Origin of the sequence: Streptomyces sp. ITFR-6 (assembly GCF_031844725.1) — a bacterium.
Classification (GTDB): Bacteria; Actinomycetota; Actinomycetes; order Streptomycetales; family Streptomycetaceae; genus Streptomyces.
This window is the reverse complement of the sequence record NZ_CP134612.1, coordinates 7,327,636-7,347,353: the sequence shown is the minus strand read 5'-3', so window position 1 is coordinate 7,347,353 and position 19,718 is coordinate 7,327,636. Positions and strand designations below refer to the sequence as shown.

Annotated in this window: 13 protein-coding genes and 1 pseudogene; 6 read left to right on the top strand and 8 right to left on the bottom strand. The window is 72.9% G+C overall.

All coding sequences use genetic code 11. The features are described from left to right. Positions 1–47: 47 nt before the first annotated feature. The gene (locus tag RLT59_RS33460) at positions 48–998 is read right to left on the bottom strand and encodes a DUF8829 domain-containing protein (protein WP_399126537.1); all 951 of its coding nucleotides are present in this window, start codon (positions 996–998) and stop codon (positions 48–50) included. Between the two features lie 67 nt (positions 999–1,065). Next, a complete protein-coding gene (locus RLT59_RS33455) occupies positions 1,066–3,042 on the bottom strand; it encodes an acetoacetate--CoA ligase (protein WP_311306852.1) in 1,977 nt (658 codons plus the stop codon). A 252-nt stretch (positions 3,043–3,294) separates the two neighbouring features. On the opposite strand from RLT59_RS33455, the pseudogene RLT59_RS33450 reads away from it, so the two are divergent. Then, positions 3,295–5,634: pseudogene (locus RLT59_RS33450) on the top strand (glycoside hydrolase family 31 protein). Between the two features lie 225 nt (positions 5,635–5,859). Here RLT59_RS33450 and RLT59_RS33435 read toward each other — a convergent pair. Further along, a complete protein-coding gene (locus RLT59_RS33435) occupies positions 5,860–6,411 on the bottom strand; it encodes an NUDIX domain-containing protein (RefSeq protein ID WP_311306849.1) in 552 nt (183 codons plus the stop codon). Positions 6,412–6,468: 57 nt separating this feature from the next. Between RLT59_RS33435 and RLT59_RS33430 the strand changes: the two genes are divergently transcribed. The 4 genes from RLT59_RS33430 (at position 6,469) to RLT59_RS33415 (ending at position 9,465) form a co-directional block, all read left to right on the top strand. Then, positions 6,469–7,275 carry a M15 family metallopeptidase gene (locus RLT59_RS33430; protein ID WP_311306848.1) on the top strand — a complete coding sequence of 269 codons (807 nt, stop codon included), beginning with the start codon at positions 6,469–6,471 and terminating at the stop codon, positions 7,273–7,275. A gap of 117 nt (positions 7,276–7,392) precedes the next feature. After that, positions 7,393–7,740, top strand: a complete 348-nt coding sequence (locus tag RLT59_RS33425) for an Mpo1-like protein (protein WP_024488813.1) — start codon at positions 7,393–7,395, stop codon at positions 7,738–7,740. Positions 7,741–7,789: 49 nt separating this feature from the next. Then, positions 7,790–8,278: a Zn-ribbon domain-containing OB-fold protein gene (locus RLT59_RS33420; protein WP_311306847.1), complete on the top strand. Its 489-nt coding sequence runs from the start codon at positions 7,790–7,792 to the stop codon at positions 8,276–8,278. Beyond that, the gene (locus RLT59_RS33415; protein WP_311306846.1) at positions 8,275–9,465 is read left to right on the top strand and encodes a lipid-transfer protein; all 1,191 of its coding nucleotides are present in this window, start codon (positions 8,275–8,277) and stop codon (positions 9,463–9,465) included. Before RLT59_RS33420 ends, RLT59_RS33415 begins: the two co-directional genes overlap by 4 nt. 82 nt (positions 9,466–9,547) lie before the next feature. On the opposite strand, the gene RLT59_RS33410 is transcribed toward RLT59_RS33415, so the two are convergent. From RLT59_RS33410 to RLT59_RS33395, 4 genes are read right to left on the bottom strand one after another with little or no spacing between them, the layout of a single operon-like run. Then, complete coding sequence (locus RLT59_RS33410) at positions 9,548–10,153, bottom strand: GTP-binding protein (RefSeq protein WP_311306845.1); 606 nt, start codon at positions 10,151–10,153, stop codon at positions 9,548–9,550. Continuing rightward, positions 10,134–10,556, bottom strand: a complete 423-nt coding sequence (locus RLT59_RS33405) for a DUF742 domain-containing protein (protein WP_311306844.1) — start codon at positions 10,554–10,556, stop codon at positions 10,134–10,136. Before RLT59_RS33405 ends, RLT59_RS33410 begins: the two co-directional genes overlap by 20 nt. A gap of 9 nt (positions 10,557–10,565) precedes the next feature. Then, on the bottom strand, positions 10,566–11,009 hold the full coding sequence (locus tag RLT59_RS33400; RefSeq protein WP_024488818.1) for a roadblock/LC7 domain-containing protein: 444 nt from the start codon (positions 11,007–11,009) through the stop codon (positions 10,566–10,568). Then, the gene (locus RLT59_RS33395; RefSeq protein ID WP_311306843.1) at positions 11,006–13,894 is read right to left on the bottom strand and encodes a sensor histidine kinase; all 2,889 of its coding nucleotides are present in this window, start codon (positions 13,892–13,894) and stop codon (positions 11,006–11,008) included. Before RLT59_RS33395 ends, RLT59_RS33400 begins: the two co-directional genes overlap by 4 nt. 422 nt (positions 13,895–14,316) lie before the next feature. Here RLT59_RS33395 and RLT59_RS33390 point away from each other — a divergent pair, with 422 nt between their 5' ends. Then, a complete protein-coding gene (locus RLT59_RS33390; protein ID WP_311306842.1) occupies positions 14,317–14,745 on the top strand; it encodes a hypothetical protein in 429 nt (142 codons plus the stop codon). A gap of 61 nt (positions 14,746–14,806) precedes the next feature. Here the strand turns inward: RLT59_RS33390 and RLT59_RS33385 are convergent, their stop codons facing one another. After that, a complete protein-coding gene (locus tag RLT59_RS33385) occupies positions 14,807–19,639 on the bottom strand; it encodes a hypothetical protein (RefSeq protein WP_311306841.1) in 4,833 nt (1,610 codons plus the stop codon). Positions 19,640–19,718 lie beyond the last annotated feature (79 nt).

Sequence of the window (19,718 nt, the reverse complement as noted above, 5' to 3'; positions counted from 1 at the left end):
AGGGGAAGGGGCTTCCCGCCGATGGTGCGGGGAGCCCCTTCGGCCTGTCAGTGGTGGGGCTCCGGTTCGTCGGCGCCGATGTCGAATCCGGCGCAGTACTCCACGCCGGATTCCGGGGAGACCGGCTCCCCGGTGTCGGCATCGGTGCAGTAGGCGCTGAAGACCTCGCCCGCCGTCAGCGGGGCCAGGCAGCCCCGGGTCAGCCGCCAGCCGTGCACCCGGTCCGGGGTGCCTGGTGCGCTCGTCCGCAGGACGACTCCCCCGCGGCGTTCGAGGGCGATGCCGACGGCGAGCACGGTCACGAACTCGGCTCCCTCCGCCGAGTCGAGGCGGGCCTCCGGTCCCGCCCCCTCGCACTCCGTGTGCAGCGCCGCGAGCAGCTGCTCGTTCTCCGTGGGGGTGCTGCAGACCAGGTGGTGGGTGCCGGGGCCCGCCGACTCCAGGGTGCGCAGCAGGAGATGGGATGCCCGGTCGAACGCCGCGCGACCGATGTCCTGGCCGCAGTCGGCGCACTCCCCCAGGCCGGCCAGGAGCATCGTGGCGTACTCCCAGGTGGCCCGGCGGACCGAGCGGTCGACGAGGAGCGGGATCAGGGCGGCGAGTGGCTGTCCCGTATAGGCGACGGTGGCTCCGATGGCCGCGATCTCGGCGGTGAAGCGGCTGCGGCTGGCCGGGGAGTCGGGTGTGATGTCCGATTCGGCGCAGAACTCCGCGTACTCCTCCGGGTCGAAGAGGGCGACCGTTGTGTGCATGCCCTGCGCGGCAAGGGCTTTGAGCAGGCCTTCGACCTGCTGGAGGTAGACGGAGTGGTCGTCGAAGGTGAAGGTGTCGTAGCGCCGCATCGCCGCGAAGTCCTGCTCATCGGTCAGGAGGCCGATGGTGCTCGGTGCTTCGCGGCGCAGCGAGCGGCGCATGGTGATGCCGGTCCGGCCGTCGGACGTGGTCCGCCTGTTCCCGGACTGCTTTTTCCTGGTCTGCTTGTTTCCGGTCTGCGCCATGATTCCCCCAGTGCGCTGTCGATCATTACTCACTCAGAGTAATCACTGGCACTGACAGTGGCGTTCGTCAGCGGCGCTCGCGCGCCAGCCGCTCGTAGAAGTGGAGGAGTTCCGGGTTGTCGATCGAGCCGGGGTTGACGGCCTTGGCCAGGGCCGTTCCCTGGAGCAGGCGTTTGACCGGAACCTCGATGCGCTTGCCGGTGAGGGTGTGCGGGATGGCGGGGACCTCGATGACCTCGTCCGGGACGTGGCGCGGCGAGAGGTTCTCGCGGATGGTGTGCTTGATCGCGGCGCGCAGTTCGTCGTCGAGGGTGGCGCCCTGCGCGAGGTGGACGAAGAGCGGCATCCAGTACCCGCCGTCCGGCTCCTCAAGGCCGATGACGAGCGATTCGTGGATCTGCGGGAGCCGTTCGACCGCTTCGTAGATGTCGGCGGAGCCCATGCGGACGCCCTGCCGGTTGAGGGTGGAGTCGGAGCGGCCGTGGATGACGACGGAGCCGCGCTCGGTGATCGTGATCCAGTCCCCGTGGCGCCAGACTCCGGGGTACACGTCGAAGTAACTGTCGTGGTAGCGGCTGCCGTCGGGGTCGTTCCAGAAGTGGATCGGCATGGACGGCATGGGCTGGGTGGCGACGAGCTCTCCGACCTCACCGATGACCGGCTTGCCCGCCGCGTCCCAGGACTGGAGGTCCGTACCGAGGCCGGGCGCCTGGAGCTCGCCGATGTGGACGGGGAGGGTGGGGACCGCTCCGGCGAAGCAGCTGCAGACGTCGGTGCCGCCGCTGACCGACGCGATCCACAGGTCGTCGGCCACTTCCTCGTGCAGCCAGCGGAAGCCGTCGGGCGGGAGCGGGGAGCCGGTGGTGGCGACGCACTGGACGCGTGAGAGGTCGAAGTCGCGCCCCGGGTGGACGCCGGCCTTGCGGCAGGCCATGACGTAGGCGGCGGAAGTGCCGAAGAGCGTGGCGCCCGTCCGTTCGGCCACCCGCCACTGGGCGCTGACGTCCGGGTAGCCGGGGCTTCCGTCGTACAGCACGAGGGTGGTGCCGGTGAGGAGGCCGGAGACGAGGAAGTTCCACATCATCCAGCCGGTGGAGGTGTACCAGAAGAAGCGGTCCTCCGGGCCGAGGTCGCAGTGCAGGCCGATCTGCTTGAAGTGTTCGAGCAGGATGCCGCCCTGGGACTGGACGATGGCCTTGGGGAGGCCGGTGGTGCCGGAGGAGTAGAGGACCCACAGCGGGTGGTCGAAGGGGACCTGCTCGAAGACGGGTTCGGTGTCCGCGGCGGTGAGGGCGGACCATTCGAGGGCGCCGTCCGGCGCTTCGGTGCCCAGCAGCGGGATGTGGACGACGGCGCGCAGGGTGGGGAGTTCGCGGCGCAGCTCCGCGACGGTGTCTGCGCGGTGGTGTTCCTTGCCGCCGTAGCGGTAGCCGTCGACGGTGAACAGGACGACGGGTTCGACCTGCTGGAAGCGGTCGAGGACGCTGCGGGCGCCGAAGTCGGGGGCGCAGGAGGTCCAGACGGCTCCGACGGCCGCGGTGGCGAGGAAGGCGACGACGGCCTCTGGGATGTTGGGGAGGTAGCCGCTGACGCGGTCGCCCCGGTTGACGCCTAGTGCGCGGAGTTCGGCGGCGAGCGAGCCGACCCGGCGGCGGAGCTCGGACCAGGAGGTGGGGGTCTGGGTGTGGGTCTCGTCCACGTGGAGCAGTGCGGGCGCCTCGGCGCGCAGAGGGTCCTCCGCGGCGCGCAGCGCGTGTTCGGCGTAGTTGAGGGTGGCGCCGGGGAACCACTGGGCGCCGGGCATGGCGCGGTCGCCGATGACGGTCTCGTACGGGGTGGAGAACCGTACGTCGAACCATTCGGCGACGGCCTGCCAGAAGGTGTCCAGCTCGTCGACCGACCAGCGGTGCAGCGCTGGGTATCCGCCGCCGGCCGGTGCTCCGTGGCGCTCGGCCGCCCAGTTCTGGAAGCGGGTGACGGCCGCGGTCGCGATGCGGTCCGGGCCGGGCTGCCAGAGGGGGGCTTCGTCGGCTGCTGAGGTCATGGGTCGGCTCCTGGGCTGTACGGGTGCGCGGGTCGGCGTGGGTCGCGCGCACGTGCTGGGGTGTGCGCGTGAGGCGGCTTTCACGGACGATGCCATGTGATCGTCCTTCGCACCAGGGCCGCCCGCCCATGATCGCGTGTCCGGATATGTGGTCCGGGCACGCTTCGCCGTGCCGGGCCGTGCGGCGGACCGTGAGTGAACGGAAGTTGAACAGAACCCGCCGCCGTCGCGGCGGGTGGCAGGGTGTGCCGCATGAACGGTCGTGACCTGGTGCGCTCGGTGAAGTCGGTGGGTTCGAAGCAGGGGCTGCGTGCGGTGCGCTCGGCGTGGCGGCGCTCGCGGCTGGACGCGCGGGCGCTGCCGTCGCGCGGGCCGGAGCGGGCGCGGGTGCCGGGGCTCGTGGTGGGGGCGGAGCCGGGCCGGGGCGTGGTGCGGTTCGCGCGGTCGGAGTTGCGGGTCCGGGTCGCGGTGGGGGGTGCGGTCTTCTGGGGGTGGGACGGGGCGGAGCCGCTGCCGTCGTACGCGCTGCCGGGGCCCGCTCCGGACGCCGATCCGCGGGCCGTGCTGGAGCCGGACAAGGACGGCGGGTGGCAGGTGGTGTCGGAGCGGCTGACCGTCGCGGTGTCCCGGCACGGGGCGGTGGAGCTGCGGACCCCCGGTGGCGTGGTGCTCCGTCGTGAGCTGCCGCCGAGGTGGTGGGAGCCGGTGGCGGGCGGGTCCGCGCGGTGGGTGCAGCAGTCCGAGGTCCCGGCGGACGCGCGGTTCTTCGGGCTCGGCGGGCGGGCGTCCGGTCCTCGGCTGAGGGACGGGGAGTACGGGCTGTGGAACACCGATCCGGGTGGCCGGTTCGGGCCGGGCGACGATCCGCTGTACGTGACGATGCCGGTGCAGCTGGTGGTCTCTGACGCGGGGACGCATCTGGCGTTCCACGACAACTCCTGGGCGGGGCGGGTGACGCTGCGCGAGGGGGAGGAGGGTGCCGGTTCCGGTCATGACCGTCCCGGTATGTCGGAGGTGCGGATGGAGGGCGGTCCGCTGCGCTGCTGGGTGGTGGCGGGCACTCCGGCCCGGGTGCTCCAGGGCTGGACGGCGCTGACGGGTGCGCCGGCGCTGCCGCCGTCCTGGGCGCTGGGTCCGCAGCACGCCCGCTGGGGTTTCGGGAGCGGGCGGGAGGTGCGGCGGATCGTGTCGGGGTACCGGGAGCGCGGGCTGCCGCTGTCCGTGCTGCATCTGGACATCGACCACTACGACGGGCACCGGGTGTTCACGGTGGACCGGGAGCGGTTCCCCGATCTGCCGGGGCTGGCGCGGGAGCTGCGTGCGGACGGGGTGCGGCTGGTGTCGATCGTGGACCCGGCGGTGCCGGCCGCGCCGGGTGACGCGGTGTTCGACGCCGGCCGGGCTGTGGGTGACTCGGGCGCGTTCGTGCGGGACGCCGGTGGGCGGATCGTGCGGGGTGAGGTGTGGCCGGGTGAGTGCGTGTATCCGGACTTCACCGATCCGCGGGTGCGGGAGTGGTGGGGCGGTCTGTACGCGGAGCGGCTGGCGCAGGGGTTCTCCGGTGTCTGGCACGACATGAACGAGCCGGTCTCGTTCGCGGCGTTCGGTGACCCGACGCTGCCCCGTTCGGCGCGGCACGCGCTGGAGGGGCGCGGCGGTGATCACCGTGAGGCGCACAACGTGTACGGCCTGGCGATGGCGCGTGCCGGGTACGAGGGGCTGGCCCGGCTGCGTCCGGACGAGCGGCCGTTCCTGTTCTCGCGTTCCGGCTGGGCGGGGATGCAGCGGTACGGGGGCACCTGGTCCGGTGATGTGTCGACGGGCTGGCCGGGGTTGCGGGCCTCGCTGTCGCTGGTGCTGGGTCTCGGGCTGTGCGGGGGTGCCGTACTCGGGTCCGGATGTCGGCGGTTTCGACGGGTCGCCGTCGCCGGAGTTGTATCTGCGCTGGTTCCAGCTGGGGGCGTATCTGCCGTTGTTCCGTAAGCATGCGGCGCGGGGCGCAGGGAGCCGTGGGAGTTCGGGCCGAGGGTGCTCGATGCGGCGCGGGATGTGCTGGTGGAGCGGGAGCGGCTGCGTCCGTACTGGGTGACGCTGGCGCGGCTGGCCCGGCTGACGGGTGCGCCGTATGTGCGTCCGTTGTGGTGGGGTTCGCCCGGCGACCGGGCGCTGCGGGAGTGCGAGGACGCGTTCCTGCTCGGGGACGCGCTGCTGGTGGCGCCGGTGCTGGGGCCGGGGCTCTGTGAGCGGGCGGTGCGGCTGCCGCCGGGGCGCTGGTACGACACGGTGAGCGGTGCGGTGTACGAGGGGCCGGGTCAGGTGGTGGTCGAGGCGCCGTTGTCGAGGGTGCCGGTGCTGGCGCGGGCCGGGTCCGTGATTCCGGTGCGGGGTGCGGACGGCGGTCTTGAGCTGGAGGTGTGGGCTCCGGTGGAGGGGCGCGGCGGTGGCGGCTCCGTGGTCCGTGATCCGGGGGACGGCTGGGAGGAGGCGGTGGTCGAGCGGTACACGAGCCGGCTGGTGGGCGGGCGGGTCGTGGTGGTGCGGGACGGTGCGGAGGGGCTGGTGGACTGCCCGGTGCGGGTGCGGGGGCTGTGAGCGGACAGGCCCTAGGGCCTGTCTTCAAATTACCGTCGTTGCCCGGAGGGCGGCCGGGCGGCGTCAGGTGCTTCCCCAAGCTCTCGGCTTCGTTCGAGCAGGGGAGACCCCATTTCTCGGCGTGCCGGCCCCAGGCCCCTGTACTGGACGTACTGGGGCCTGGGGCCGGTGCGGCGAGAGTGCGTGCATGGCGTCGCCCGGCAGACGGCAGTTTGAAGACAGGCCCTAGCGGTACCGGCCGGCGAACCAGGAACGGACGGCCTCCGTATGGAGGGGGAAGGCGAGCTCTTCCGGGGCGCGCAGGATGTCGTATCCGGAGGTCTCGTCGGTGGGTGCGGACGCGGGAAGGGCGGCGGCCGGCCGCGTCGGGAGCAGGCCGAACAGGAGGAGGTGGCCGTCCGGTGAGCTGAGCGCGTCGGCGAGGCGGACGTCGTCGCGGTGGGCCTCGATGCGGGTCTCCTCGCGGAGTTCGCGGACGACCGCGCCTTTCCAGTCCTCGGCGTGGTCGATGAAGCCGCCGGGGAGGGCGCGTCCGCCGAGGCGGGGTTCGATGGTGCGGGTGATGACGACCAGTCCGGTGCCGTCCGCGTCGGTGACGGGGAGCAGGGCGACGGCGACCGGGAGGGGGTTGCGGTAGGCGGTGGCGCCGCAGACCGCGCAGGTGCGGGGCCAGGCGTCCGGGGAGGCGAGGGCAGTGTACGGGGCTCCGCAGCTGCCGCAGTGGGAGTCCTTCACGGGCTTCGCGGGCTGGCCGGGGTTGTTCGTCGTCGCGGACACGCGCGGACTGTATCCGATCTCCTGACCGGCGCGGCCGGACTGTTGGACGATGTGCTCATGACAGGTCTTGCTTCCGCTTTCCGTGTCCTGGCAGCCACTGCCGCCACCCTGCTCGCCGTCACCGCCGCCGCGCCGGTGGCGCAGGCGAAGCCCGAGCCGAAAGCTCCCGCGGAGTTCGTCTCGCTGCGCGCGGTCGATCCCACGATCATCCAGGAGATGCGTTACCCCACCGGTCACGACTTCATGGGCGAACCGGTGGACGGTTACCGCGATCCCCTCTGCATCCTGACCCGGCCCGCCGCCCAGGCGCTGCACCGGGCCCAGCTCCGGCTGCTGCGCCAGGGCTACTCGCTGAAGGTGTACGACTGCTACCGGCCCCAGCGGGCCGTCGACCACTTCGTACGGTGGGCGAAGGATCTGGACGACGAGACCATGAAGGGCGAGTTCTACCCTCGGGTCGACAAGACCCGGCTGTTCGCCGACGGTTACATCGCGGAGAAGTCCGGACACAGCCGGGGCAGCACCGTGGACCTGACGCTGGTGAGGCTGCCGGCCCGGCCGACCGCGCCGTACCGGCCGGGTCAGCGGCTGGTGCCCTGTTACGCGCCGCGGTCCGAGCGCTTCCCAGACAACTCGATCGACATGGGCACCGGATTCGACTGCTTCGACACGCTCTCGCACACGGACGACCCGAGGATCCAGGGAGTCCAGCGCGCCAACCGGCAGTTCCTGAAGAAGACGCTCACCGACGCCGGATTCGTCAATCTGGCCGAGGAATGGTGGCACTACACCTTTACGCCCGAGCTGTTCCCTGACACCTACTTCGACTTCCCGGTGGCCCGGCGGTCCGCCGCCGGCCACTGAGAGCGGGTGGAATGAGCGGGCGGCTGGGACCACCCCCGTGGGTTCCAGCCGCCCGTTCTTCTTCTCGGACGCGAACGGGCCTTATCCGGTTGCCGTGCCGGCCACTACCGTGCCCCTATGTCACAGCAGACGTTCGATTCGTACGAGGAATTCTGGCCCTATTACGTCGCGATGCACTCCAGGGCCGCGACCCGCTGGGTCCATCTGACCGGCACCCTGACCGGCCTCGCGATCACCGCCTACGGACTGGCACGCGGCCGCAAGCGGTACGCGGCGGCGCTGCCGCTGATCGGGTACGGGACCGCCTGGCCCGCCCATTTCCTGATCGAGAAGAACAACCCGGCCTCCTTCGGGCATCCCGCCTGGTCGCTGCGAGGCGACGTGCAGATGATCCGGATGATGCTGGCCGGCCGGGACCGGGAGCTCGCGGAGACCGCCGCCAAGTGGCTCGCCGACAACAGCTGACCGCGACACACTTCTGACGTCCCGTCAGATCCAGTGCTGGGGAGGTCCTTTGTTGCGCAAACGCATACCCGTGGTGGCCGGGTGGTTCACCGAGGACGGCGCAGAGGAGGAGTTCCGGCTGCTGGGCACCCGCTGCCCGCTCTGCGCGTCGGTCTTCTTCCCCCGCCAGGACGGCTTCTGCCGCAATCCGGGCTGTACGGGCGGCGAGCCGGTCGAGGTCCCGCTGTCCAGGCGCGGCACGGTCTGGTCGTACACCGACGGCCGCTACCGGCCCCCGCCCCCTTACCTGTCCGACCCGGACGTGCCCTGGGAGCCGTACACGCTGGTGGCCGTGGAGCTCGCCGCCGAGCGGATGGTGGTGCTCGGGCAGGCCGCGCCGGGGGTCGGGGTCGCGGATCTCGCGGTCGGCATGACGGTCGAGGTCGTGCCGGGGACGCTGGGTCCGGATTCCGGCGCGGGCGGGGACGACGACGGGACGGTGTGGACGACCTGGCACTGGCGGCCGGTGGACACCGGCTCCGGGGACGGTGCGCGATGAGCGGGGACGTGGCCGTCCTCGGGGCCGGGATGCATCCCTGGGGCAAGTGGGGGCGCGGCTTCGTCGAATACGGCAGGGTGGCCGCCCGCGCGGCTCTCGCGGACGCGGGTGTCGACTGGCCGGACGTGCGGTCCGTGGTCGGCGCGGAGACCGTGCGCGGCGGCTATCCGGGGTACGTGGCCGGGGCGACGTTCGCGCAGGCGCTGGGCTGGCAGGGCGCCCGGGTCACCAGCGTGTACGCGGCCTGCGCGTCCGGCGCCCTGGCGGTGAACACCGCCAGGGCGCAGATCCTGGCCGGGATGGCCGATGTGGTGCTGGTGGTGGGGGCGGACGCGGCGCCCAAGGGGTTCTTCGCCCCGGCGGGCGGCGAGCGGCCGGACGATCCCGACTGGCTGCGGTTCCGGGTGCTCGGGGCCACGAACCCCGCGTACTTCGCCCTGTACGCCCGGCGCCGGATGGCGGTGCACGGGGACACCCCGGAGGACTTCGCGCTGGTCAAGGTGAAGAACGCGGCGGCCGGCGCGCTGAACCGTAACGCCCGGTACCGGGCGCCCGTGACCGCCGAGCAGGTCGCGGCGTCCGGGGTGGTCGCGGATCCGCTGCGGCTGCTCGACATCTGCGCCACCTCCGACGGGGCGGCGGCGCTCGTGCTGTCCAGCATGGAGTTCGCCCGGCGGCACGGGGCCTCGGCACCGGTCCGTATCCGTGCCGTTTCGACCGTGACGCCGACGTATCCGAAGGCGGTGCTCGATCTGCCGGACATCGCCACGGATTCGGCGGTCGCCGTGGAGCCCGCGGCCGAGGGGTTCCGTGCCTCGATCGCACGTGCGGCGTACGAGGAGGCCGGGATCGGGCCCTCCGATCTCTCCCTGGCCGAGGTGTACGACCTGTCCACGGCGCTGGAGCTGGAGTGGTACGAGGACATCGGGCTGTGCCCGCCGGGTGAGGACGCGGCGCTCCTGCGTACGGGGGCGACGGCCCTCGGCGGGCGGGTCCCGGTGAACCCGAGCGGCGGCCTGGCGTCCTTCGGGGAGGCCGTGCCCGCGCAGGCGATCGCCCAGGTCTGCGAGCTGACCTGGCAGTTGCGCGGCACGGCGGGAGACCGCCAGATCCCGGGGGCACGGGCCGGGATCACCGCGAACCAGGGGCTGTTCGGCCACGGCTCCGCGGTCGTCGCGGTCCGCTGACGGGCCGGACGCACGGCGCGCGGCACGTACCCCCTGTCGGCGGGGGCACGTGCCGCGTTCCGTTGTCCGCGGGAGCGGACCGTTACGTCGTGGCCGGTTCGCGGGGCGCGCCGGCACGGGCCAGCGCGTGTTCGACGACCGACACCAGCACGTCCCGGACGGACGAGCGCTCCCGTGCGTCGCACTGGAGCAGTGGTACCTCCGGATCCAGGTCGAGCGCCGCCCGTACCGTCTCCGCGGGGAACCGGTCCGCCCCCTCGAAGCAGTTGACGGCGACGGCGAAGGGGATCTGCCGGCGTTCGAAGTAGTCGACCGCCGCGAAGGAGTCCTCCAGGCGCCGGGTGTCCGCGAGGACGACCGCGCCCAGCGCGCCCTGGGCCAGTTCGTCCCAGAGGAACCAGAACCGGTCCTGCCCCGGGGTGCCGAAGAGGTACAGCACCAGGTCCTCGCGGAGTGTGATCCGCCCGAAGTCCATCGCCACCGTCGTGGTGGTCTTCGCCTCGACCCCCGCCAGGTCGTCCACCGGGCGTCCCGCCTCGGTCAGCCTCTCCTCCGTACGCAGCGGCCTGATCTCACTGACCGCTCCCACCATGGTCGTCTTGCCCACTCCGAAGCCGCCCGCCACCAGGATTTTCAGGGTAACGGGCTCCACGGGCCGCCTGCTGCGGCTAGAGCGCCCGAAGGCCATTGATCACCTCGCGAAGAATGTTCACGTCCGGCAGCTCGGCCGGCGGAACGGGACGGGTCACATGCACCAGCTCGTCCTCGACGAGATCACCGACCAGGACCCGGACCACCCCGACGGGGAGATCCAGACCGGCCGCGAGCTCGGCGATCGACTGGGGCATGCCGCTGCACAGTTCGACGATCTCCACGTGTTCCGGGGAGAGCATCTGGTCCCGGCCGGGATCGTCGGCCGCCGGTTCGGGGACGACGATCGCGATCAGGTCGAGACGATGACGGGACGCGCTGCTGGTACGTCCCCGCGTCATCGCGTACGGACGGACGACCGGCCCCGCCTCCGCGTCGTACCAACGCGAGGACTGCGGACCGCCGGGGGCGGCCGGGGAACGGGAGGAGTCCGCGCTCATGCCATCCACTCACCCTCCAGAGGTCAGACCGGTCGTCCGAGGGGAGTTGGCCAGGTGGGCGCCGACACGCTTGACCATCAGCGTCATCTCGTACGCCACCTGTCCGACGTCCGAGTCGGAGTCCGCGAGCACGGCCAGACAGCTGCCGTCGCCGGCCGCCGTGACGAACAGGAACGCCTCGTCGAGTTCGACGACGGTCTGGCGGACCCGGCCGGCGTCGAAGTGCCGCCCGACTCCCTTGGCGAGGCTGTGGAACCCGGAGGCCACGGCCGCCAGGTGTTCGCCGTCCTCCCTGGTCAGGTCCTTGGACGCGCCGGTGGGAAGTCCGTCGCTGGAGAGCACCAGCGCCTTGCGGATGCTGGCGACCCGTTCGACGAGTTCGTCGAGGAGCCAGTTGAGTTCGCCGGACCCCTGGGGTGCTGAGTTGAGTGCTGCGGCGTTCGGTGCGGTCATGGACCGTCCCCTCCCGGAGTGGTTCCTTGTGCTGTGTCGCCGGGGCCGGTCACGTCCTCGGCGTTCTGCCGGCGTCCGCGCTGCCAGCCGCGCTGGAGCGACGCCATGCGGCTGCGTACCTCGTCTGCGTCGCGCTCGATGTCCTCCACGCTCTCCACCGGGTCCGGCTCCGCCGTGCGCCCCGTGGATCCCTCGCGGAGCTGCGGGGCGAGACTGGCCTGACGGACCCTGCGGGGCAGCCCGCCGACCGTCCCGGCACCGGGCTCTGCGGTCCGGGCGGGTGACGGTGAGCGGGGCGCCGGCACCGGCGGCGCGGCTGCCGGAGGCGTGGCGCGCTCGGTGCGGGGGCGGAAGCCGTTGTTCAGCCGGCTCTCCGCGGACCGGACGGGTCCGGACGCCGGGCGCGCGGTGGCCTCCGGGTCGGTGGCCGTGGGGTGGGCCCGGCCCGCCTCGTCGATCCGGCGGCCCCGGTCGGTGACCAGGGTCGGCGGTTTGCGGCGGGGAAGCGGCCTGACACCGTCCGGGCGCAGTTCCCTGACCCCGTCGGGGTCCGCGATCTGGTCGGCGGCCTGCTGGTGCTGGTCGCGGTCGCCTTCGCGCCGGAGCTCGCGGGCCCGGAAGATGCCGCCGCGCTCGCTCTCGGTGTCCTCCAGGTCGGACACCCCGTCGAGCAGCGGGTCGAGGCCGGGGCCGGCGACGGCTTCGAGCACCGGGTCGCGGCTGAAGTCGATCGGGCCGAGAGGGCCTTCGAGCTCGACCGGTCCGTCCAGCGGTGCCCGGTCCGACAGTCCGGTGGGCACCGGTGAGAGGCCGCCGGTCCTGCCGCCCCTGGGACGGTCGCCGTCGGGGCGGTCGAACGCGTCGCCGCCGTTCTCCCCGGCGCCCGTGCCACGTCCCGCGCCGCTGCCTGCCGCGTCGCCGCCCGGTCTGCTGCTGGAGATGGCCTTCTCTGACCTGCGGTCGAGGCGGAATCCGGTGCCGTGCGCCTCCGGTGCGTCGGTGAGCAGCGCGGCCGGGATGAAGACGACAGCGGTGGTACCGCCATAGGGGGAGGTCTGGAGCGAGACGCGGACGTTCTGCCGCTGGGCCAGCCGGCTCACCACGAAGAGGCCGAGCCGGTCGGTGTCGGACAGCTCGAACTCGGGGGTCTCCGCGAGCCGGAGGTTGGCGTCCAGAAGCAGTTCCGGGGGCATGCCGAGCCCCCGGTCGTGGATTTCGAGGGTGAAGCCGTTGGCGACGCGCTCACCGTGCACCTGGACCGCCGTGTGCGGGGGCGAGAACACCGTGGCGTTCTCCAGGAGTTCGGCGATCAGATGGGTGAGGTCGGCGACGGCCGGTCCGCCCACTCCGATCCTCGGCAGCCTGCGGACCTCGATCCGTTCGTAGTCCTCCACCTCCGCGACCGCGGCGCGCACCACGTCCATCAGCTGGATGGGCTTGCGCCACTGCCGTGAGGGTGCGGCTCCGGAGAGGATCACCAGGCCCTCGGCGTGGCGCCGCATGCGCGTGGTGAGGTGGTCGAGGCGGAACAGGTCCGCGAGTTCCTCGGTGTTCTCGGTGCGGCGCTCCATCGTGTCCAGGAGCGTCAGCTGACGGTGCAGCAGCACCTGGTTGCGGCGGGCGAGGTTGACGAACACCTCGGACACGCCGCGGCGCATGTCCGCCTGCCGGACGGCGGCCTCGACGGCGGCACGCTGCAGAATGTTGAGCGCCTGGCCGACCTGGCCGATCTCGTCACGTTCGTAGTTGAGGTGCGGGGACTCGGTCTCGACGTCGATGTGCTCACCCGCGGCGAGACGGCGCATCACACTCGGCAGCCGCACTCCGGAGACCTCGTGGGCGTCCTTGCGCAGACGGGAGAGGTCGCGGACGAGTTCGCGGCCGATGCGCACGGAGACGAAGACCGAGACGAGCAGGGCCAGGAATCCCAGGACGCCGGCGATGCCCGCCTTGATCAGGACGCCGTAGCCTTCAGGCCTGCCTCGGTCCTGGAAGCGGTTGTTCATCTCGGTCGAGCCGTTGGCCAGCCGGTCCAGGACCGGCGGGGCCACCTCCTGCCAGCGGGCGGCGTCCACCTCACGGGGGTCGTGGGTGGGGCCCTGGGCGATGAGCTTGTCCTCCGCGGAGCGCAGGGGCTCGCTGTCCGGGCTCGCCCAGTACTGCTCGACGCGGCGGCGCTCGGAGGCGGGGAGCGCGTCGAGGTTGACCTCGTACAGCAGGCCGCGCTTGGCGATGAGGTCGGATATCTGGCGCAGTTCGGGGGCCGTCAGCCGTCCGGCGAGGAGCCCGGAGGCCGCGAGCGCGTCTTCCTGGGAGAGCATTTCCCGGGCCCGCGAGATTCCGGCCAGGGCGCGTACCTGCTTGTCCATCGACACGTTCTCCATCACGTGGAGGCCGGTCAGGAAGCGGTAGCAGGGGTCGATGAGGCCGTTGTAGTACTCCATCGCCTTGGCCCGGCTGATGGTGCGCTTGTCGACGGAGTCGCGGAGCGAGCGCAGCCCCTCGACGGCGCCCAGGATCGAGCTGAGCTGGGTCTCGGCGTCGGGGCGCAGCGCGTCGCGGATGTCCTTCTGCCGCGCGCTGCTGTTGACCTGGTCCACGACCCGGTCGGTGGCGGCGCGCTGGCGGCGCAGGACCGGCAGGGCGTCGGAGGCGCGCGGGTCCGCGAGGTAGACGAGGGTCTGCCGGCGCTCGTTCTGGACGACCCGGACGGTGTCCTCCAGGGGGTGGCCGATCTTCTCCACCACTGTGCTCGCGCTCATCAGCTGGCCGGCCTCACGACCGGTCAGATAGGTGGCGAAGCCCCACAGCGCGGTGAGGGAGACGAGCGGCACCAGCAGCAAGGCTGCGATCTTCCTGCGGATGGACTTCCCGCGAAAGCGCATGGCCTCCCCCAGCTCGTCCCCGCAGGGCGGTGATGGTGTTCCGTCAACAAACGGCGCGAGCCTACTACCGACACCCAGACAACTCGAAGGCATGTCCGGGCGATTTTCGGCCGCCTTACTGGGAGTTGACCATGAGTTGTCCCGGTATCCGAGGAGATGGAATTCGTGAAAGCGACAGAAGAGACCAGCCAGAGCCCCACATTCCTCCCCTTGTCAGTTGGCTGGAATTTTTCGTTCCGTGACGGTTCGGGGGAATCTTCACCGTCGGGTACTCGTCTGTCTGTACGGGGGTAGGGGGACCGCAGGGGCGTATTCGGCAGGTGAGGGCGGCTCGTCCGCGTAGAAACCACCCATGCCGGGCAGCAACCCTGAAGTCGGATGGTGGGAGTTGAAGGTCCTTGGACACGCAAGAGCGTCGTGGCATGACGGAATCGGCGCGGGGCCGGCCGGAGATTCCGCGGCAGCAGCAGCTCTGGGTCGAGGAGCCGGCGCCGCGGCGGCGGATGCCCGACCCGGTACGCAGGGCGGCCGTACGGGCCGTTCTGATTCTGTCGCTGACGATCATCCAGGCGATGGTGGCCTTCCTGTCCACGCTGACAGGGTCCTGGCTGGCCTTCCCGATGGTGCTGAGCAGCGTGGCCAGCACGGTGGCCGCTACCTGGTCGGTGCTGGATGTGTGGGTCACGCGCCAGGTGTGGAATCAGCGCAACGGCGTGGTTTCGATGCCGAGCAGTTCCGCCCGGCGGCTGCGTCGCGAGCGGCGCAGGGCGAGGCGGGCCGCCCGGTCCGGGCAGCGGGACGGCGCACGGATAGGCCGCCGCTCCCCGGACCGCGGCCTCTCCCGGGCCTGAACGCGCCGGGAAGGCCTACGAGTGGGTGCGGGCGCCGTCCCGGTGGTCGGTGCCGGGCGGCTCAGTCGGTGTCTTCGCCGCCTTCCGCCCCGGCCGGGACCGGGAGCGCTTCGGGCGCCGCCGTGCCGCGCTTGAACATGCGGGTGGCGGTGATCTCTCCGTGCACCGTCTCCGCGGCGGGATCCTGCTGCGGCAGTCCGGGGCGCAGATGCTCCTCGACGCTGATGTACTTCAGCCCGGCCCGCAGGTCCGCGTCGTTGCGCAGCCTGATCACGAGCGGGAACTCGGCGAGTGCCGTCGTGTCGAACAGGCCGGTGGTGTACAGCAGCTGGACACCGAGCGCGTCGGAAACCGCTCGCTGGAGCTCCAGCAGGTAGGTGGCGTTGGCGCGGCCGATGGGGTTGTCGAGGAAGAGCGTGCCCGCGTGGTGGTGCTGGTGCCGGTCGCGGCCCCGGTCGTTGCTGCGCAGTGCGGCCATCGTGCAGTACAGCGCGATGGCGGCGGTCAGCAGCTGGCCGCCGGAGAAGACGTCGCCCATCTGCCCGACGGGTACGCGTTCAGCGCGCAGCACCGCGTCCGGCTTGAGGATCTCCACGGCGATGCCCTTGGGTTCCAGCGCCGCCTGCACGCCTCGCAGCAGCAGGGACATGCCGTCCCGGCGCAGGTCGGAGTTCTTCTTCAGGGCCGCCTTGGTGGCCTCGTCGATGACCTCGCCGAGCCGTTCGGTCAGGGTGGCCTGGTCCGGTTCCTCGAACCGGATCCGGAGGAACTCCTGGCCGGACCACTCCCCCAGTCCCTCGGGGAGCCGGGAGAGGCGCTGGGCGGAGCGGAGGGTGGTGAGCGCGGAATCCACCAGGCCGCGCAGCCGGTCGACGATGGAGTCCCGGTTGCGTTCCAGCTGGGTCAGTTCGTCGGTGAGGACCCGCAGCCTGGGGGCGAAGGCGATGGCCCACTTCTCCGCGTGCTCGGGCAGTGCGGCGGCCGGAAGTTCACGGATCTGCTGACGGGCCGGGGTGCGGACCTGTTCGTAGCGGGTGGAGTTGGCGTGCCGGACCAGTACGTCGCTCGCCTCCCGGACGGCCGCTTCCGCGGTGGACAGGTCGGCGGCGCAGCCGCGCAGTGAGCGGCGGGCCTCCGCTGCGGACTGCCGGGCCTCTTCGAGGCTGCCGGGGTACGGCTCGGGGGTCTCGGGCTCGTCGTCGCCGTGGTCCCTGAGGAGGTCGCTCAGCAGGGCGGCGGTCTCGTCGAAGCCGCCTGCCGAGTCCTCTGCGGTGCGGTGGGCGTGCAGCAGCTCGGCGTGGGCGGCCCTGGCGGTGTCCAGGGACGCGGTGGCGGAGGCCAGTTCGGCCGTGGCGGTGCGCAGGAGGGTCTGGGCCTGTTCGGCGTCGGCGGGGACCTGCGCTTCGGGGAGTTCGGTGTGGAGGGTCTCGCCGTCGGCGGGAGCGAGGCGCTCGGCCTCGCCGCGCAGCCTGCCGAGTTGCTCGCTGGCGGCGGAGGCACGCGTCTCCAGGAGCTGGACCAGGGACTCGGCGCGGGCTACGGCCGCCTGCCGGGACGGGCCGTCGGCGCCGTCCGTCCCTTCCAGGAGCTGGGCGGCCCGGGTGCGGACCTTGTTGGTGAGCCGGTCCAGCTCGGCCAGTGCGGCACTCTCGTCGCTCTCCGCGCGGGCCTGTTCGGCGCGCAGGTCCGCGCCGACCCCCACCTTCTCGTAGAGCTGGGACGCCGCCCGGTACGCCTCGCGCAGGGCGGGCAGCGCGCGGCGCGGGGCGTCCGCTCCGGGCTCCGGGAGGTGTTCGGGCGCACCGGCGATCTCGGCCCGTTCGGCGCGCAGGGCGCGGGCGGTGCGGCGGGCGTCGTCGGCGGCGCGCTGGGCGGCCCTGCGGTCCTCGTCGGCGGCTTTGGCGCGGTCCAGGCAGACGGCGGCGCGGGCCTCGGACTCCGCCGCCTCCTCGGCCAGTTCGCGCAGCTTGGCCTGCCAGCCCGCCCGTTCGCGGAGGCGGAAGGCGAGTCCGGCGAGTGCGTCGGCGGCCCGGCGGGCGCGCTGGGCGGCCTCCTGGCGCTCGTCGCGGACCCGGGCGGTGTCGGCGGCGGCCTCGTCGGCCTCCGCGCGTACGGTGCGGGCCTCGGCGAGGGCGGCCTCCGCCGTCTCCGCGGCGGTACGGGCGGTGCCGGCCGCCTCCGCGAGTTCGGTGAGGGTGCCGGGCGGGCAGTCCACCCGCCAGGAGCCGATCCGGGCGGCGAGCGAGCGGTCCGCGGTGAGCCGGGCGGCGAGGGTGCGGATGTCCTCGTCGCGGGCCGCGGCACGGCTCCGGAGCGCGTGCCGCTCCTCGTCGGCTGCGTGCTCGTCGTGCATGGCCGGGTTCGGCGGGACGAGGAACACCCCCGAAGCCGCCCCGCCGTTCGCGCCGGAGCCGGTGCCGGGTTCCGGGACGGGGGCGAGCAGCGCGGCGGCGGTGCCGACGGCCACGGCCGAGCGCGGCAGCAGGGCGGCGGCGCCGAGCACCTCACGGGCGCGGGCGTGCGCGTCCGGATCGGTGATCACGACGCCGTCGACGAGCTCGGGCCGGGCCGCGAGCACTGCCGCGTGGTCGGCCGGGTCCACGGCCTGGGCGAGGTAGCGCCAGCCGGGCAGGGCGGGGATGCCGTGCTCTCCGAGGTACTCGACGGTGGCGAGGACGTCGGGGCCGGGCGGCAGCAGCCCGCCATCACCGAGCGCGCCCAGGATGCGGGAGTCGTCGGCCGCCGCGGTGCGCAGCTCGAACAGGCGCCGTTCCGCGGAGCCGACGGCCTGGTCGAGGAGCTCGCGCAGGTCTTCGGCGTTGCGGTCGAACTCGGCGGCGGTGAGCGGCTGTTCCGCCGCGCGGGGCCGTCCGGCGGTGACAGTGTGGGTGCCGTGCGCCGCCGGTTCTGTTCCGTCGGCACCGGGGGCGCCGGCCCCCTCGGCGTCCGGCGCTTCCTGCCGGGGGCTCAGGTCCCCCGCACCGGTCTCCGCGCCGGCTTCGGGCCCGGCCGCGCCCCGCCGGGGCCGGGGTACGCCGCTGCCCTGCGCCGTGGGCAGGCCGAGCAGGTCCGCGAGGCGGTGCTCTGCGGCGATCGACTCGACGGCCCGGAGCTCGGCCTCGTAGGCCTGCTCCGCGGCCCGCGCGCCGTCGGCGGCCCGCGCTGCGGCGAGTTCGGCGCGGCTCTCGGTGGCCGCCGCCTGCCGGGAGCGGTCCGCCGCAGAGCCGGCGGCCTCGCGTGCGGTGTCCCAGGCGGCCACGGCGGACTGCTCCGCGTCGTTCGCCGCGAGGGCCGCGCGGGCGGGGTCCGCGTTCGGCGCGGTGTCGTCGAGCCAGCCCGCACGTACCGCTTCGGCGGTCTCCTGCTCGACCTCGGCGAGGCGCTGGCGGAGGTGGCCGGCCTCGCTGCGGGCACGCTGGGCCTCTGTGGCGGCCGTGGTGGCGTCACGGTGTGCGGCCTCGCCCGTGTTCTGGAGGGTCTCGGAGCGCTCCTCCTCCTCGTTGGCCACGCTCTCGCCCGCCTCCGCGGCGGTGTGCAGGGCCCGTACGAGATCGGCCGCGGCGGTGGCACGTGCGGCCAAAGCCGGGGCGGCGTCGCGCTCGGCCTCGCGGATCGCGACGGCGACGCGGGCGGCTCGGTCGGCGGCGGCGCGGTGGCGCAGTACGGCCTCTGCCGCCTGCCAGGCGGAGTGCAGGGTGCGGGCGTCACCCAGCTCCCTGCGCTGGGCCGCGGCGCTCTTCTCGGCGGCGGTGAGCGCCAGGGAGGCGTGGCGGTAGGCGAGTTCGGCGGCGATCAGGGCGGCCCGGCCGCGGGTCTCCTCCGCGCCGGTGACGGCGTGGGCGGCGCCGGTGAGCTGCTGGGCCAGCTCGGCGGTCCGGCCGCGCTCCAGGCCGGCGCGGGCGGAGAGCCTGCGGGCCAGGGTGCGGGTGCGGCGCTCGGCGCCCGCGTGGATGTCCCGGGTCCGCGAACGCGTTCCGGCGGCCTCCACGATGCGGCCGAGCAGATCGACCGAGCCCGCGGTGAAGTCCCGCTCCGCGGTGAGCTCGGCGCGGCGGCCCAGCTTGTTGCCGAAGCCGCTGACCAGGTCGGCCAGTCCGTCGGTGTCGCGGGTGTCGGTGACGGCGCGCAGCAGGAGGTCGGTGAAGTCGGAGTCCTTCTTGACGGCGAAGAGTCCGGCGGCTTCTCCTTCGTCGGCGTTCATCTCGCGCTGGTAGCGGAAGAGTTCGGGGTCCAGGCCGAGGTCACCGAGGTGCTCGTTCCAGCGGTCGTGGATCTCCTCCCAGTGCACGTCGAGGTGCTGGTAGAACTTTCCCGCCTCGGTGAGCGCGTCGCGGAAGCCCTTCATGGTGCGGCGCCTGCCGCGGGCACCGGAGACGCCTTCGGCGGGGCGCCCCACCGAGGTCGCCTCGGCCACCGGCAGTGAGTCGAGGCTGAGTCCGGGGCCGGGCCGGAAGGAGTACCAGGCCTCGGCGAACTTCCTGGGGTCGTTGGAGACCTGGCGCCCGCGCCACTCGCTGACCTTGCCGACGACGACGCATTCACCGGTCAGGGTGTGCTGCCACTCCAGCGCGACGTGCCCGCAGTCCTCCGCGAGCAGGAACTTGCGCAGTACGCCGGAGCTGGCGCCGCCGAGGGTGTTGCGGTGGCCGGGCAGCATCACCGAGAAGATCAGCTTCAGCAGGACGGACTTGCCGCCGCCGTTCTCCAGGAAGAGGACTCCGGCGGGGGCGGGGCGGCGCGGCGGGCCGACCGGTTCCTCCTCGAAGAACTCCGCCTGCGCCGGCGCGGGGTGGGGCACTGGTTCTCCGACCCCGCGCAGGTCAAGCACGGTGTCGGCGTAGCGCGCACCGGCAGGCCCGATGGAGTAGAGGCGGACCCGGGACAGCTCGTACATGGCGGCGGACTCTCGTCGTTCAGGCGGCGGGAAAGGCGGGAATGGGGCGTCGGTGGCGGGGCCGGCCGTGCGGTGGCCG

Bases quoted from the DNA above. Each gene is read 5' to 3' on its own strand.
- RLT59_RS33460 (WP_399126537.1), bottom strand. From the start codon at position 998: ATGGCGCAGACCGGAAACAAGCAGACCAGGAAAAAGCAGTCCGGGAAC.
- RLT59_RS33455 (WP_311306852.1), bottom strand. From the start codon at position 3,042: ATGACCTCAGCAGCCGACGAAGCCCCCCTCTGGCAGCCCGGCCCGGAC.
- RLT59_RS33430 (WP_311306848.1), top strand. From the start codon at position 6,469: ATGACAGGTCTTGCTTCCGCTTTCCGTGTCCTGGCAGCCACTGCCGCC.
- RLT59_RS33425 (WP_024488813.1), top strand. From the start codon at position 7,393: ATGTCACAGCAGACGTTCGATTCGTACGAGGAATTCTGGCCCTATTAC.
- RLT59_RS33415 (WP_311306846.1), top strand. From the start codon at position 8,275: ATGAGCGGGGACGTGGCCGTCCTCGGGGCCGGGATGCATCCCTGGGGC.
- RLT59_RS33410 (WP_311306845.1), bottom strand. From the start codon at position 10,153: ATGGCCTTCGGGCGCTCTAGCCGCAGCAGGCGGCCCGTGGAGCCCGTT.
- RLT59_RS33405 (WP_311306844.1), bottom strand. From the start codon at position 10,556: ATGAGCGCGGACTCCTCCCGTTCCCCGGCCGCCCCCGGCGGTCCGCAG.
- RLT59_RS33400 (WP_024488818.1), bottom strand. From the start codon at position 11,009: ATGACCGCACCGAACGCCGCAGCACTCAACTCAGCACCCCAGGGGTCC.
- RLT59_RS33395 (WP_311306843.1), bottom strand. From the start codon at position 13,894: ATGCGCTTTCGCGGGAAGTCCATCCGCAGGAAGATCGCAGCCTTGCTG.
- RLT59_RS33390 (WP_311306842.1), top strand. From the start codon at position 14,317: ATGACGGAATCGGCGCGGGGCCGGCCGGAGATTCCGCGGCAGCAGCAG.
- RLT59_RS33385 (WP_311306841.1), bottom strand. From the start codon at position 19,639: ATGTACGAGCTGTCCCGGGTCCGCCTCTACTCCATCGGGCCTGCCGGT.